The sequence below is a fragment of the Sideroxydans sp. CL21 genome (genome assembly GCF_902459525.1).
In the GTDB taxonomy this organism is placed as follows: Bacteria; Pseudomonadota; Gammaproteobacteria; order Burkholderiales; family Gallionellaceae; genus Sideroxyarcus.
Genome location: NZ_LR699166.1, coordinates 2306225 through 2322282, shown reverse-complemented (window position 1 = coordinate 2322282; position 16058 = coordinate 2306225). Strand labels below are relative to the sequence as shown.

At 54.8% G+C, this 16058-nt stretch carries 11 protein-coding genes; 8 read left to right on the top strand and 3 right to left on the bottom strand.

Annotated elements, in window-relative coordinates; genetic code table 11:
* The first annotated feature begins 22 nt into the window (after nt 1-22).
* The 8 genes from QOY30_RS10790 (at nt 23) to QOY30_RS10755 (ending at nt 13524) form a co-directional block, all read left to right on the top strand.
* Nucleotides 23-892 carry a carbon-nitrogen hydrolase family protein gene (locus QOY30_RS10790; RefSeq protein WP_283744622.1) on the top strand — a complete coding sequence of 290 codons (870 nt, stop codon included), beginning with the start codon at nt 23-25 and terminating at the stop codon, nt 890-892.
* Nucleotides 889-2325 (top strand): metalloprotease TldD, encoded by a 1437-nt coding sequence (tldD, locus tag QOY30_RS10785; protein ID WP_283744621.1) that lies wholly within the window; start codon nt 889-891, stop codon nt 2323-2325. The genes QOY30_RS10790 and tldD overlap by 4 nt, the downstream gene beginning before the upstream one ends.
* 118 nt (nt 2326-2443) lie before the next feature.
* Nucleotides 2444-3370 (top strand): bifunctional riboflavin kinase/FAD synthetase, encoded by a 927-nt coding sequence (locus QOY30_RS10780; RefSeq protein ID WP_283744620.1) that lies wholly within the window; start codon nt 2444-2446, stop codon nt 3368-3370.
* The gene (gene ileS / locus QOY30_RS10775) at nt 3363-6230 is read left to right on the top strand and encodes an isoleucine--tRNA ligase (RefSeq protein ID WP_283744619.1); all 2868 of its coding nucleotides are present in this window, start codon (nt 3363-3365) and stop codon (nt 6228-6230) included. Before QOY30_RS10780 ends, ileS begins: the two co-directional genes overlap by 8 nt.
* Nucleotides 6223-6699: a signal peptidase II gene (lspA, locus tag QOY30_RS10770; protein WP_283744618.1), complete on the top strand. Its 477-nt coding sequence runs from the start codon at nt 6223-6225 to the stop codon at nt 6697-6699. The genes ileS and lspA overlap by 8 nt, the downstream gene beginning before the upstream one ends.
* Entirely contained in the window at nt 6680-7609 is a 930-nt protein-coding gene (gene ispH / locus QOY30_RS10765; protein ID WP_283744617.1) for a 4-hydroxy-3-methylbut-2-enyl diphosphate reductase, read from the top strand. The genes lspA and ispH overlap by 20 nt, the downstream gene beginning before the upstream one ends.
* Before the next feature lie 196 nt (nt 7610-7805).
* The gene (locus QOY30_RS10760; protein WP_283744616.1) at nt 7806-13079 is read left to right on the top strand and encodes a pilus assembly protein; all 5274 of its coding nucleotides are present in this window, start codon (nt 7806-7808) and stop codon (nt 13077-13079) included.
* A gap of 16 nt (nt 13080-13095) precedes the next feature.
* Nucleotides 13096-13524: a type IV pilin protein gene (locus QOY30_RS10755; protein ID WP_283744615.1), complete on the top strand. Its 429-nt coding sequence runs from the start codon at nt 13096-13098 to the stop codon at nt 13522-13524.
* A 384-nt stretch (nt 13525-13908) separates the two neighbouring features.
* On the opposite strand, the gene QOY30_RS10750 is transcribed toward QOY30_RS10755, so the two are convergent.
* From QOY30_RS10750 to pilV, 3 genes are read right to left on the bottom strand one after another with little or no spacing between them, the layout of a single operon-like run.
* Complete coding sequence (locus tag QOY30_RS10750) at nt 13909-14484, bottom strand: pilus assembly PilX family protein (RefSeq protein WP_283744614.1); 576 nt, start codon at nt 14482-14484, stop codon at nt 13909-13911.
* Nucleotides 14485-14494: 10 nt separating this feature from the next.
* Nucleotides 14495-15493 (bottom strand): PilW family protein, encoded by a 999-nt coding sequence (locus tag QOY30_RS10745; RefSeq protein ID WP_283744613.1) that lies wholly within the window; start codon nt 15491-15493, stop codon nt 14495-14497.
* Nucleotides 15472-16053, bottom strand: a complete 582-nt coding sequence (gene pilV / locus QOY30_RS10740; protein ID WP_283744612.1) for a type IV pilus modification protein PilV — start codon at nt 16051-16053, stop codon at nt 15472-15474. The genes QOY30_RS10745 and pilV overlap by 22 nt, the downstream gene beginning before the upstream one ends.
* Nucleotides 16054-16058: the final 5 nt, after the last annotated feature.

The window sequence follows — 16058 nt, the reverse complement described above, 5'->3', positions numbered from 1 at the left end:
GAAACTTTGAAAGTTACAGCATATGTCTTCCCTCGATAGCACCCAAACGCGGATCGCCGCACAACTCAACGCATTCAAGGTTGCCGCCATCCAGATGGCCTCGGGCCCCAAGGTCGAAGGCAACCTGAGCGAGGCGCGACGCCTGATCGCAAAGGCGGCAGAACAAGGGGCGAAGCTGGTGGTGCTGCCTGAGTTCTTCGCCATCATGGGCATGAACGAACAGGACAAGGTCAAGGTGTGCGAACAGCCCGGTCGGGGGCCGATCCAGAGCTTCCTTAGTGAAATGGCGCGCAAACACAGGATATGGCTGGTGGGAGGCTCCATTCCTTTGGCGGCGAGTACGCCGGACAAGGTGCGCAACAGCCTGCTGGTGTTCGACGAGACCGGTGCGCAAGTGGCACGTTACGACAAGATCCATCTGTTCAACCTGACGCTGGGCAACGAACACTACAACGAAGCCAGCACCATCGAGGCGGGCGACAAGATCGTGGTGGTGGATAGTCCCTTCGGCCGAATCGGCTTGGCCATATGCTACGACCTGCGCTTCCCGGAGCTGTTCCGCGCCATGAAGGATGTCAACATCATCGTGCTGCCTTCCGCATTCACCGCCACCACCGGCAAGGTGCACTGGGAGCCGCTGGTGCGCGCGCGGGCCATCGAGAACCTGTCCTATGTCATCGCCGCAGCGCAAGGCGGTTACCATGTAAGCGGACGCGAGACGCACGGCCATACCATGATCGTCGATCCCTGGGGGCGCATCATGGATGAATTGCAGCGCGGTTCCGGCGTAGTCATCGCCGATGTGAACCCGAACTATCAGGCCAGCTTGCGCAGCAGTCTGCCCGCGCTGTCCCACCGCACGTTGTCTTGCGACAATCTGGAACAGGCATGAACGCCGCCCTGCAATTGGCGCAAAGTGCGCTGCTTACCGCGCACGGGCTGGAATCCCGCCATCTGGAACAGGTGTTCGGCAAGATGTTGGCGCATCGCGTGGACTACGCCGATCTTTATTTTCAATACAGCCGCGCCGAGAGCTGGTCGCTGGAAGAAGGTATCGTCAAATCGGGCAGCTTCAATATCGATCAGGGAGTCGGTGTCCGCGCAATCAGCGGCGACAAGACCGCTTTCGCCTATTCCGACGATATTACGCTGCCTGCCCTGGAAGAGGCGGCGCTGGCTACCCGTGCGATCGCCCGCCAGGGCGGCAAACAGACAGCAGCCCATCTGCATGCCGGCAAAGTGCGTGAACTCTATTTGCCGCACGATCCCATTGCCACCCTGAAAGCCGACGAAAAAGTCGCGCTGCTGGAGCGGCTGGAACGCCATGCACGCGCCCTCGATCCGCGCGTTACGCAAGTGATGGCTAATCTGGCCGGCGAATACGACGTGGTGCTGATGGCGCGCAACGACGGCCTGATGAGCGCCGACATCCGACCATTGGTGCGCCTGTCGCTACAGGTGATCGTCGAAAGCAACGGTCGCCGCGAGCAAGGTTCGGCGGGCGGCGGCGGGCGATTCGGCTACGACTATTTCAGCGACGAGGTGCTGCAACGCTACGCCAAAGAAGCTGTGCATCAGGCCGTCATCAACCTTGATGCACGGCCCGCACCGGCAGGCAACATGACCGTGGTGCTGGGCAGCGGCTGGCCCGGTATCCTGCTGCACGAAGCGGTGGGGCACGGTCTGGAAGGCGACTTCAACCGCAAGGGCAGTTCAGCTTTTTCCGGCCGTATCGGCGAACGGGTGGCGGCGAAAGGGGTGACTGTCGTGGACGACGGTACCATCGCCGACCGGCGCGGTTCGCTCAATGTGGATGACGAAGGGAACCCCACGCAACGTACAGTCTTGATTGAAGACGGCATCCTGCGCGGTTATCTGCAGGACACGATGAACGCCCGCCTGATGGGCGTGCCGGTGACCGGCAACGCGCGGCGCGAATCGTTTGCGCATCTGCCGATCCCGCGCATGACCAATACCATGATGCTGAATGGGGACAAGACGCCGCAGGAGATCATCGCTTCGGTCAAGCACGGCTTGTATGCGGCCAATTTCGGCGGGGGGCAGGTGGACATCACCAGCGGCAAGTTTGTGTTTTCAACCACCGAGGCCTATATGATCGAGGATGGCAAGATCACCTATCCGGTCAAGGGGGCGACGCTGATTGGCAACGGCCCGGAAGCGCTGATGCGGGTGAGCATGATAGGCAACGACATGGCACTCGATCCCGGCGTCGGCACCTGCGGCAAGGAAGGGCAGAGCGTACCGGTCGGGGTAGGGCAACCGACATTGCGCATCGACGGGTTGACCGTGGGCGGGACGGCATGAACGTCCTCGACTGAAGTGACAAAAGCGGGCGTTGAGCCCGCTTTTATTTTGTAACGCCTTCTTTGGGATGATGCTCAGAGAGGCTCAACAGGATATCTCACGGTATAATCCGCGCCCTATGCAGATTCTACGCGGACTACATTCTACAAACACTCAAGCTGTGGCTGTCACCATCGGTAATTTCGACGGTGTGCATCTGGGCCATCAGGCGATGCTCAAGGAATTGCGTGCTGCCGCGCAGGCTCGCGGGTTGCAGACTGCAGTGGTCATCTTTGAGCCGCATCCGCGCGAGTTTTTCACGCCGCAGCAGGCGCCGGCGCGGCTCACCAGCCTGCGCGAAAAGCTCGAGTTGTTCAGCACGATGGGGGTGGACCGCGTGCATGTCTGCCGTTTCGATGCGCTGTTCGCGCGCAAGACTGCCGCAGATTTCATCCATGCACTGCATGAAAAGCTGCATGCGAAATTCGTGCTGATCGGCGACGATTTCCGCTTCGGTAGCGGTCGGGTCGGCGATTTCGCGCTGATGGAGAAGATTGGCGGGGAACGCGGCTTTGAGGTGCAGGCAGTGCACAGCGTGTTGCATGACGGGGTGCGCATCTCCAGCACCGCGATACGTGCGGCGCTGGCGGCAGGGCAGATACGCATGGCGCGCGAGTACCTGGGGCGTCCTTACAGCATCAGCGGCCGCGTTGTGCATGGCGACGGCATGGGGCGCAAACTCGGCTTCCCCACCGCGAACATCCAGTTGAAACACAATCTGCCGCCGCTCAAGGGCATCTATGTGGTGCTGGCGCATACCGAGGGGTTGGGCGTGCTGCAGGGCGTGGCGAGCCTGGGTGTGCGCCCGACACTGAAGCAGAATGCGAAACCGGTACTCGAAGTGCATCTGTTCGAGTTTTCACAGCAAATATATGGCAAGCATCTGCGCGTGGAATTCCTGCAGAAGCTGCGTGACGAAGAGAAGTATCCGAATCTTGAAGCATTGACCCGGCAGATCGCGCTGGATGTTGACAAGGCAAAGAAATGGTTTATCGAACATGAGTGATGACAAAAAGAAATATCCGCTGAATCTTCCCGATACGACATTCCCCATGCGTGGCGATCTGGCCAAACGAGAGCCGCTGATGCTGGCGCAATGGCAGGCGCAGCAGCGCTACCAGCGCATCCGCAAGGCCGCGGCAGGGCGCCCGAAATTCATCCTGCACGACGGCCCTCCTTATGCGAACGGCGATATCCACATTGGCCATGCGGTGAACAAGGTGCTGAAGGACATCATCATCAAGAGCAAGACCCTGAGCGGCTTAGATGCGCCTTACGTTCCGGGATGGGATTGTCACGGCTTGCCCATCGAATTGCAGGTGGAGAAGAAACACGGCAAGGCGATCCCCGCTTCGCAGTTCCGCGAACTGTGCCGCGAATACGCGAAAGAGCAGATTGAGCGCCAGAAGAAAGATTTCATCCGTCTCGGCGTGCTGGGAGACTGGGACCGTCCCTACCTGACCATGGATTTCCGGACCGAAGCGGACATCATCCGCGCGCTCGGCAAGATCCATGAACGCGGGTATTTGTATCAAGGCCGCAAGCCGGTGAACTGGTGCCTGGATTGCCAGTCGGCCTTGGCTGAAGCCGAAGTCGAATACGAGGACAAAGTGTCGCCCGCCATCGACGTCGGTTTTGAGGTGAAAGACAAACACGCAGTAGAAAAGGCATTCGGTGTGTCGCTGCCGGGCAGTGCCAAAGTGTACGCGGTGATCTGGACCACCACGCCGTGGACGTTACCCGCCAACCAGGCCGTGAGTGTACATCCTGCATTGCAGTACGACCTGATCCGAACCGAGAAGGGATATCTGATCCTGGCATTCGATCTGGCGGCTGCATGCCTGAGCCGCTACCAGTTGGGCGGCAGCAACGACCGGGGCGACGGTCTTGCGGCCACCTGTTACGGCGCGGCGCTGGAAGGTTTGCCGTTGCAACACCCGTTCTACGACCGCATCGTGCCCGTCATCTGCGGCGAGCATGTCACGCTGGAAGCGGGTACCGGTCTTGTGCATACCGCACCGGCACACGGTGTGGACGACTATGTGGTCGGCCAGCGTTACGGCCTGCCGAACGAGAATCCGGTTGGCGACGACGGCAAGTTCATCTCCACTACTCCGGCAGTCGGGGGAACGCCATTGGCAGGCGTGTTCGTGTGGAAGGCGAACGACATCGTGCTGCAAGCGATGGAAGCGAGCGGACATTTGTTGCATCAGGAAAAACTCAAACACAGCTATCCGCATTGCTGGCGTCACAAGACGCCGATCATTTTCCGCTCCACACCACAATGGTTCATCGGCATGGAGCAAGTTGCATCATTAACTCACAGAAATAATGAAGATTTGACTCTATCCGTTCGGCATCAGCCGTCCAGTGGTACATCCTTGCGCGACCTCGCCAATCAGGCGGTTGCCGGAACACAATTCTTCCCGTCCTGGGGGCGCGCGCGGCTCGAAGCGATGATCAAGAACCGTCCCGACTGGTGCGTATCGCGCCAGCGCAATTGGGGTGTGCCGATGCCGTTCTTCGTGCACAAGGAAACGATGCAATTGCATCCGCGCACGCCGGAATTGCTGGAGCAAGTTGCCAAGCGCGTCGAGCAATCCGGTATCGAGGCCTGGTTCAGCCTGAACAGCGTCGATCTGTTGGGCGAAGATGCTGCGCACTACCGCAAACTCTCCGATACGCTGGACGTGTGGTTCGATTCGGGTGTGACGCATTACGCCGTTCTGGCGAAACGCGAAGGGCTGCGTGTGCCGGCCGATCTGTATCTGGAAGGCTCCGACCAGCATCGCGGCTGGTTCCAGTCGTCGTTGCTGACTGGCTGCGCCATCAATGGCCGCGCGCCTTACGATGCGCTGCTCACGCACGGCTTTGTGGTGGACGGCAATGGCCACAAGATGTCGAAGTCCAAGGGTAATGTCATCGCGCCGCAGAAGATTCTGGATACGCTGGGTGCGGACATCCTGCGCTTGTGGGCGGCTTCCACCGATTACTCCGGCGAACTGACAATATCGGACGAAATTTTGAAGCGGGTGGTGGAAAGTTACCGCCGTATCCGCAATACGCTGCGTTTCCTGCTGGCAAACATCGCCGACTTCGACGTGAATCGCGATGCCATGCCAGTGGAGCAATGGCTGGAGATCGACCGATATGCGCTGGCATTGACGCAGAAATTGCAGGAAGGAGTGTGTGGCGATTATGAGCGTTACGAATTCCACTTCGCGGTACAAAAGTTGCTGGGTTTCTGCTCGGAAGACTTGGGTGGTTTCTATCTCGATATTTTGAAAGACCGCCTTTACACTGCCGGCGAGAATTCCAATGCACGCCGCTCAGCGCAGAATGCGCTGTATCACATCGCGCAATCCTTGGCGCGTTTGATCTCGCCGATATTGAGTTTTACCGGCGAAGAGGTCTGGGCGACTTTGAATGGCAAGGATGATGCGAGTGTGTTCGAAACTGTTTGGTACAAATTGCCGAATTCCGGATTGGATGGTGCGGCAATGAGCGCCTGGAGCGACATTCGAGCGGTGCGCGATCAAGTGAACAAGAAGTTGGAAGAACAACGCGCAACGAGCGCTATCGGTTCCGCATTGCAGGCTGAAATCGATGTGTATGCGCCGAATGATATTTTTGAATTGCTGGCACGGCTGGGCGATGACCTGCGGTTGGTGTTCATCACATCGCGTGCCAATGTGCATCTGCGCGAAGGCGAACTGGAGATCAAGGTTTCGCCAAGTGCGCACGCCAAATGCGAACGTTGCTGGCACTACCGCTCGGACGTGGGCAGCGATGCCGCTCACCCGACACTTTGTGGCCGTTGCGTGAGCAACCTGTACGGCAAAGGCGAGGCGCGTCGCTATGCTTAGTCGCTGGCTTCTGGTTTCAGTCGTGGTCATCGTCCTTGACCAGTTGAGCAAGGCAGCGATCAGCAATCATCTTGTCTATGGCGAAAGTTTTGCCGTGATGCCGTTTTTCAATTTGGTATTGGCACACAACACGGGCGCGGCCTTCAGTTTTTTGAGCGACGCAGGCGGTTTGCAGCGCTGGCTGTTCAGCGTCGTTGCACTCGTTGCTTCGGCATGGATCATCTGGCTGCTACGCAAGCACCAGTCGCAAAAACTGTTCTGCTTTGCGTTGGCATTCATTCTTGGCGGGGCGCTGGGCAATCTGATCGACCGTATCGCTTACGGTTATGTGGTGGACTTCCTCGATTTCTATTGGGGCAGCGCCCACTTCGCCGCATTTAACCTGGCCGACTCTGCGATCACCTGCGGTGCAGCGCTGTTGATCTGGGATAGCTTCAAAGGAAAAAAACATGGACCTGTTACTCGCTAACCCGCGCGGCTTCTGCGCCGGAGTCGATCGCGCCATCGAGATCGTGGAACGGGCTTTGGTATTGCACGGCGCGCCCATCTATGTGCGGCACGAAGTGGTACACAACAAATTCGTTGTCGACGGCTTGAAAGCCAAGGGCGCGATCTTCATCGAAAATCTGGCAGATGTGCCTTCCGGCAGCATTCTGATTTTCAGTGCGCACGGCGTTCCGCAATCGGTGCGCCGCGAGGCCGAGTCGCGCAATCTGACCGTATTCGATGCGACTTGCCCATTGGTGACCAAGGTGCATCTCGAGGTTTCCCGCATGCGTGGTCAGGGTAAAGAGATCGTGATGATCGGTCACAAAGGCCATCCCGAAGTGGAGGGTACGATGGGGCAGAGCAACGGCGGCATGTATCTGGTCGAAACGCCAGCCGACGTACAAACACTGCAGGTACAGGACGGGCAGAATCTGTCCTATGTGACGCAGACCACGCTTTCGGTGGACGATGCCAGCGCCATCATCGCCGCGCTCAAGACGCGCTTCCCGTTTATCACGGGGCCGAAAAAGGACGACATATGTTATGCCACGCAGAACCGGCAGGACTCGGTAAAGTTGTTGGCGAAACAATGCGACCTGGTCATCGTGGTCGGCTCGCCGAACAGTTCCAATTCCAACCGCCTGCGTGAAGTTGCACGCAACCTTGATGTCCCGGCCTATCTGGTTGATAACGCCGATGAACTCAAGCCGGAATGGTTGCAGGGCAGGCAACATGTCGGCATTACAGCCGGCGCATCCGCTCCGGAAGTGCTGGTGCAGGCAGTCATCTCACGGCTCAAACAACTGGGTGCAATCAGTGTGCGCGAGGCAGAAGGCATTCAGGAGAATGTCGTTTTTCCGCTTCCGAAAGCCCTCATTCCGAGCAACTGATTGCATTCCCATCAAGTCGTCTCTCCCGAATGCTGTAATCGGGTTACCGTCCGTCTTTCAAAATTAACCACTTGTCGCACAGATTTGACATTGAATTGAAAGAAATTAAACTCAACTCGAGATTCTAATGGCTTGTCATGGGCACATTGTTTTTGGATATGTCGGTGATTCGTTTGGAGCATAAAGGGGTAGCGTTATGAACATGATCAGAATTCAATCGAATCTTATTGCTGCCGCATTGATGGCTGCAATTTCGATTTCATCTTTGGCCGGAACGCTGTCCCAGTTGCCCTTGAGCCTGAAAAGCGGTGTGCCACCCAACATCATGTTTGCGCTTTCGGTGGAGTTCCCGACGGCGATCACGCCGGCCTATCAGGACGCCAGTTCCTATTCACGCAACAATACCTACCTTGGCTATTTCGACGACCAGAAGTGTTATGCCTATAACTCCGCATTGACCAGCGGTTCAGTGTCGGGCTGGTTTTACCCGATTGCCTATTCGACTACTGTATCCAGCTCGCCTCACGCATGTGTCAGCGGCTGGAGCGGGAACTTTCTGAACTGGGTGTCGATGGCGGGTCTGGATGAATTCCGTTTTGCCATGACTGGCGGCAACAGGGTAGTTGATCTTCCCAACTCCACGACGAATCCGGGCGGGTTGACAGTGCTGGAAAGAAGCTATCAATCTAACCAGGGTGGCAACTTCATTAATAAAGCTTATACGGAGGATGGGGTTACAACAGGCTATGCGGCGGGCGTAGCACTGACCATTGTCAACAAGGGGAACGGGGTCACGATGGTGGTAACCCCTAGCAACGCAACAACTGCTACGGCGACTTGCCTGGGACCCCAACTGCTTTCGGGTGGCGGTTTCAATTGCGGCGGTACAGGCTCCTCAATTGGTTATGGCTATTCCCTTTCGAGCGGAGATGCGGTGAGTTGTGCGACCTATATTGGTAATGGTACTTCAACGAGCCCTTATCAATGTTCAGTTTTCCAAACCGACTCAGCTGGTGTCCCGGTTACTTCGCCGAGTGCTATGACATCCAGCGTGCTGACAGCATCGTCGGTAGCGGGCAGTGTGAACATCAGTTGCCCTGCCGGTAGTTTCTCGGCTAAACCTCCAAGTTGTACGGCTGCTTTGTCGAATGGGACAACAGGGAGCTGCAATAGCTGGATTGGAAGTGGGACAGCGAGTTCACCTTATATTTGCAGTGGATTTGGACTGTTTTCGGGAGGTGCAGGATTCGCTACTACAATGCCGCTGTCTGCTCCCAATGTGGGCGGGCTAGCTTCGACCCCAGGTACGTCTTCAACTCCCTACCTGAACAACAATGTGACGTGTTCTGTTTCTGGCACCACACCAACGACTACCTGTACCTCACTGGACAATAACGGTACTACGTCTACATGTTCAAGTTATACCGCTATCTCATACGGTGGCAATACATATTATCAATGCTCATCTTTTACGCCTTCCTCGCCGTCAACGGATACCTATGTGTCAAATTCACCCGCATCGTATTCGTATACGACCGTATCCAAAAAGAAGTATCTCACCAATTACAACATCACAAATAACATAAACAGCCCTATCACTGTTTACTATGATGCAACTAATACTGGCACCTATGGTGCACCAATTTATTATTATTCCTCATATAACGTGACGTTGGGCAGTGGCACCACTACCTATAATGTACGTGCAAAAGTCTGTGATCCGACGGTAGGCGTCGAGAGCGATTGCCAGCAATATAGCGACAACGCGACATGGAAGCCGACCGGTGTTTTGCAGGGAAATAGCATTTCGATGCGTTTCGGGGTGACATCCTATTTCATGAACAGCGGCGGTGTTGCAAACAGCGGGGGAGGAATTTCGGATATTGACAATGCGGTATTGCGCTCCAAGGCGAAATATCTGGGGCCACAACAGTTGTTGCTGGCGGGCGGGTTCGGGCCCAATGCGGCTGCCGAATGGTCTGCGACCGACGGGACGTTCATCAACAATCCCGATTCCGGGGACACGGCGACAATGACGACCCCATGGGGAGTGGCACCAGCCAATTCCGGGGTCATCAATTACATCAACAAATTCGGAAGCACAGCCAAGTATTACAAAACCTACGACGATATAGGCAAGCTTTATTATGAAACCCTGAAATATCTACGCGGGGGAAATTATAACGGCACGACAGCAACCGGAACCCCCGCACCTACGACCGCCTTTTACAATGGTGCGAAAAGTGCAACGAGTGACGGCTTTCCAGTGATCACCACTTGGGATGATCCGGTGAAGTATTCCTGCCAGAAAAACTACATCATCACGATGGGAGACGCGCATACTTGGTGCGACAAACGCCTGCCCGGAGGCACGTATACCACCACTGGCAGTTCGGTGTGTAATGCCTATACAGATGGGAATAATAACGCTCACCCGAATGATTTGGGTTCTTTGTCAGGCGATACCGGAATTTTAGGGAAGATTAATGGCACCACAATCTCAGCGGCCACTGGTACAGCTGATGCAACCAACGCGGTTGGGGCGATGGAGGGGATGGGAGGTATTGCCCAGTCCATGACCGGAGCAGGGGGCGCCAGCTTCTATATGGCTGGATTAGCAGCATGGGCAGCCACGAATAACATACGCCCTGATCTCGCGCCCAACAGCAGCCCCATGACCGTCAAAACCTTTGTCATTGATGTCCAGGAAGACAAGGATTGTGCATACCAAAAACAATTTTGGTTGACCGCAAAGTATGGCGATCCGACTAATTATGATGCTTCCGGCTTATGGAGTTCCACTGCCGCGTGGTACAACTCGCTTCTGGGCAACAGTTTTCCGTGCAATACAGGTTATTCTTCCCCTCCAAACTACGGCAGTTCTACCGCCTATATGAACTGGCCCAAAAATCTGCTGCGTGCGGGTGATCCGATATCCATGATCGCTTCCGTGAAAAGTGCGATCCAGAGTATTGCCGCAGCCCAAGGCGACGAAGCGGCTTTGGCCCAGTCGGCCGGTACTCTGAACACAGGGACAGGTGCCTATATCTACCAGGCTGGTTACAATTCCGGTGGCTGGACAGGCGATGTGCAAGCCTTTGTGATATCCCAATCGGGAACGTTCAATACGACTGCCAACTGGACTGCATCGCAGATGCTTCCCAATCCGTCGGTGCGCAACATTGTTTCCTTCAACCGTACGTCATACGCGGGTATCCAGTTTGCTCCGGATTCCAGCAATGGACTGTCCAATTTTGATTCGTACCAACAGGGTTTGCTGAACACGAGCGACCTTGGTGTTGTGGATGGTTTTGGTGTTGACCGCGTGACATACATCCGGGGAGACATGACAAAAGAAGCATATCTGCCCAGCGCGACGGGTGCTGCAAGTCCAAATACACAGGCAAACCATTTATGGCGTTCGAGGCGAGCTGAAGGTTTGGCCTGCAGCTCTGGTTGTCCAACATTGGCGTCCTATACAGCGGGACCGACGGGCCAGTTGGGCGATGTGATTTTTTCAAATCCGCTCTATGTTTCTGCCCCGTCTGCTGCATTTCCCGACGCCTCATACAAATACTTTGCGCAAGTCGAGGCTTCACGTACGCCCATGATCTATGTGGGTGGCAACGATGGCATGCTTCACGCTTACAATGCAGCATACTACATCGATCCCACAACCAACCTTCCCAGCAGTTGCCCACAGATGTCGGGTAGTACTCCTGCCTCCACGCAACCCGCAAATTGCAAAGCAGGTCTTTCCACTTCATATAGTGGAACCGAGGTGTTCGGTTACGTTCCCTATGCAAGCTATTCATCGCTCAGTATGCTCATGAGCCCGAATTACGCCCATAGGTATTACGTCGATGGCAGTCCCGTCACGTCGGATGTTTGCATCAGAAATGGCTCGGGTTCGGCATATTGCGATGGCACCAACGACACATGGATGACGATGCTGGTCGGTGGTTTGAATGCCGGTGGAAAGGGAATTTATGCCCTGAATATTACAGACCCGGTGACGGGATTCGGTTCCTCAAATGTACTCTGGGAATTTACCGACAAGGACGACCCGGATCTGGGCTACACCTTCAGCCAGCCTATCATCCGCAAGCTCAATAACAAGCGCTTCGCCGTGATTTTCGGGAACGGTTTCAACAGTGTTGATGCGACTGGCAATCCGAACAACAATAACGCCTACCTGTACATCCTGTACGTTGACCCGAATCTGAGTACTACCCAGCCATGGACACTGGGGACGAACTATTTCAAAATTACCCTGACAAGCCCCGGTACTCCGAACAATGCTTCCAATGGCCTCGCTTCGGTGACGGCCATCGACATCAATCAGGACGGAATGATCGATTATGTCTACGGCGGCGACAGAAACGGCAACATGTGGAAGATTGACTTGACTTCCATCAGTCCCACTTCCTGGGGACCTGCTTTTTCCGGTTCTCCTCTATTCTCGGCAGTGGATGGGGCTGGACACCGGCAACAAATTACGACCGCGCCAACAGCTGCGAGAAACCCGAATGGCGGATTTATGGTCATGTTTGGCACTGGTTCGTGGATAGATCAGGCAGACGTGAACCCTCAGAGTGGCACGCTTTTCTATACCGACACGCTGTATGGGATATGGGATATGGGTGCCCCGGTGGCGGGCCGAAGCGCGCTGCAGCGCCAGGCGATTATCGGGACGTATTCCGTCGACAGCAACGGTAATTCATGTACACCTGGCACGGGCAACTGCACAACCTATACCATTCAGTCGTCATGCGATCCGAATTTTTCACCGACCCCGCTGGCGACTAGTAACGCGACCAACCTGTGTCCGGCGACCGTTCCGAACGTGACGCCCGCTACCCAGCTTGCATCATTATCGGGAACTCCCCAGCAATTCGGCTGGTTCTTCGATCTGCCGGGCAATGGGGAGCGTTCGCATTCGGACCCCCCTGTTCTGACCGGATCAGTAATTCAATTTACGACACTGACGCCGGCCACGAATCCATGCACCGGCAACACAAGCGGCTTCGAATACAACCTTTCCTATTTGACGGGGGGAGCTGTTCCCGCAGGACTATTCCTTATCCCCGGCAATCCAAGCGGATATGTTTCCTTTATTCCGCCCGGCTCGACGGTGGCCATCCAGGTACCTGCAAGCGGGAAATCCTTGGTTGGCGGCGCCGCATTGAATCCGGTGTCATTTGATATTCCTCCTTCTGCGGCCGGGGCTGCGGCCGCGGGGATTGCACCTCCGGCAGGTTTGCCGACACAACAACCGAATCCTTGCACTGCAGGGAACTGTAATGCGGCTAACTACTTCGTACCCGGCTGGGGATTTTTGAACAATTTGGCCAGAACTTCCTCTGCACTGGTACAGTCCTGTTACCCGAGTGAGATGGGCGGAGGGCTCAATTGCGACATTAGACACAAGTTAGGAAAGTTTGGACGCCTTTCATGGAAGCAATTTTAACTAACCTGGGAACGCCATGAGAACACGCATTAATGGGTTTACGCTTATCGAGGTATTGATTGTGCTCGCCATTATCGGAGTGCTGACCGCGATCGCTATTCCGTCTTACCGGCAATATGTGGTCAGGGCTAGTCGCCATCAAGCCGAAGCTACCATGCTTAATTTGTCGCAGATGGAGGAGCGCTACTTCACCAATAATTATTCCTATTATGCGGTGAACACACCTCCGCCGACACCGGAACCGAACGGATGGAGCAATTTTTCCGGTGACAACATCAACGCATTGAAGTACACAATCACTATTACCGTCACTACCACTCCGGACACTTACAAAATTATTGCTACGCCGGGGAACGGGTTTGTCGATGCTGATTGTGGAACACTGACCCTGGATAACATGGGTATTAAAGGCAGCGCTCCGGGAAGTCCTTCAACTTGCTGGTAGCGTATTGCCCGCTGATTATTGATCTGGTCAGTTGAAACATTCACACCGCTATGCTGCTCCCCCTCAACCTTCCTGTGACAAGAGGCGCGCTTTGCCTTCTGGATGAGGAGGTGTATCTACTATTCCATGTGCTCTTTGCAGCTTAAATCGTGTCTATTATGCTGATTGTGGTCGGACCGCACAGTATGGAAAGTATCGCTGCCGGTATGGTGATCAATATGTAAATATTGGTACTTGAAAATTCAGCGGATTTCGTCACTCGCTTAACAGGCATGACCTGTAATTTCTTGTGGTCAGTCGCCTTCAGAAGGCAGAAATTACATGCCTCATCTCACATGCCGCACATAAAACTATTGTGTTCGGAAGTCTGAAAACAGGAAATCATTACGGGTTATATAGCTCCTGCAAAGTAACACGAGTGTCCATCGATTTTCCGACACTCTGCGCAGTAATTCTATATGCAATTGGATTGTTACCACTGGGGTCGTTGGTGTTAACAACTTCGATCAAATAGCGTGGTTGGCTAGCCACTCCATTTATCTTTGGAGAATATGTGGTGGGAGTGACTCCATCGGAGGCATAGCCCAGGACATTGCTTTTGCTGCCGTAGATGTCGGGGCTGAAAAAATCACGTATTCCCAGATTGACGGGAGTAGATCTCAAGTCGCACAGGGCGTTAGGGCAATTGCTGGTGTATAAAGCAACGTTTAATTTTGGATTGTACGGGTACATATAACTGCCTGAAATATACATCTCTGCATCGCGCAATGCGGCTTCAGCTGCCGCGAAGGCGAGATCCTTGTCGCGAGAGTTGCGAGCGATTTTTTCGTCTGAACTCGTCACGTTGACCATGCTGAGCACGATCAATGTTAGAAAAACCATGAAACCAAGTGCCATGATCAGGCTGAACCCTTGCTGGTTCTGCCTGGATCCAATTGCGCTTAATTGCCAATTATTCATTTGCACTCACCTATTGGCAAAAGCTGAAATTCCGCACGGCAATTTCAGCAGACATTGGCGGCAGGCGCAGCCGCATTTTCGCGTCGTTCGGGATGGTGGGCGCAACAAATATTGTTCCGGGGCTTGAGCCGCCTGTCGGGTCTGTATATGGCATTATTGAGCCGACGGAGCCAGCTACTCCAGCAGTTGCGCCGCCGAAGTGATAAAAGGTTTTTGCTGTGGTGTCGAGCGCAACAGGATTGGGGCTGCGGGCGACAATGGAAACCTTCACGCTCAGGATGTTGTCAGGGTTTGTAACCAGCTGCCAGGGGACGTAGCGATCGATAATTCCGTCCAACGGAGACGAAATATCCTCCCCGTAGAGAATCTGCAGACTTTCCACCCCGGCTACCATGGGTAGCGTAGAGTTAACCCCAGCATTGGGATTGCTCGTGTGGCACCACAAGGTTGGCTCATTCTTGTTGTTCGGATCTGCAGCAACGTACATCGTATCTTCAATCAGCGTCCCAAGTGCTATAGGGTTGCCAAGGCAGTCTTGCGAGGTATTGGTCGAGGGAGTGGGGGCAAATGTTCCCGCGATGGTGTCTTCCCCGTAATAACGGACGCGGATTGCATCGCTTTGGTTCATAACTATTGTTGAACCTGCGGGCAAGTGTCCGGTGGGTCCGGCAGGTACGGGGCCAGCCGGGTTGATATTGGCGGGGTCGTTGACGCCTACAATGGAACTCCCTACCGTCGTAGTAGAACAGAAGCTGAGTTCATTCATCAATGACGTGGTTGTGTTGGTGTATCCAGCTTGTTTGATCTCTCTTGATAGCAGATCGATTGCAAAGCGTATGGTTTCATTCAGCCGGCTTACGTCGGTCTGGCTTTGCTGAGTCTTGAAGCCGCTCTGCCAAGCAACTGCTACAGCCAGCATGATAATCATCGAAATGGTAATCGCTATCATGAACTCGACAAGCGAATACCCTTTAATGCGTGAATTGTTCACAGGTTGGTATAGGTGCATAGCAATCCTCCCCCTCCGGATATTACGCTGCCAACGCCTGAACCTGCTGTGGGGACGGAGGATGATGCGGCAATGCGCGATTCGTTCCAGCATACCTTGACGACGTAGGGGGCATACAATCCGTTATCGCATGCCCAACTTGTTGGGCTGCCGTCACTCGGCGTGGCGTCCTGGCAGACGGTACCTGCACCGGAAGGCAGTACCGCCGCCAATTGTTTGTTCCATGCATCGATCATTGTGTTGAGATAAAAATTACGGGTACATCCTGTGGAATTCCAGCAGCTTGTGCTGGTAGCTCCCGTTCCCGGGTTTGCAAAAGTCACTGCCACTGTTGAATTAATCGTTCCGGTGGTGGTGGGATTGGCTCGCAGCATTTCGGCCATCGCGTAGGCTTGCTGTGACGCGATGGTCCGGTAGACGGACGATGAATTCATCTGAAGGCTGACGGTGATCACCGCCAGTATGCTGAAGATTCCAATCGAGACGACGAGCAAGGTCACCAGGACTTCAACCAGTGAAAATCCTTTTGCTTTGACAGGCATGGTATTCATGGAAGGCATGAAGT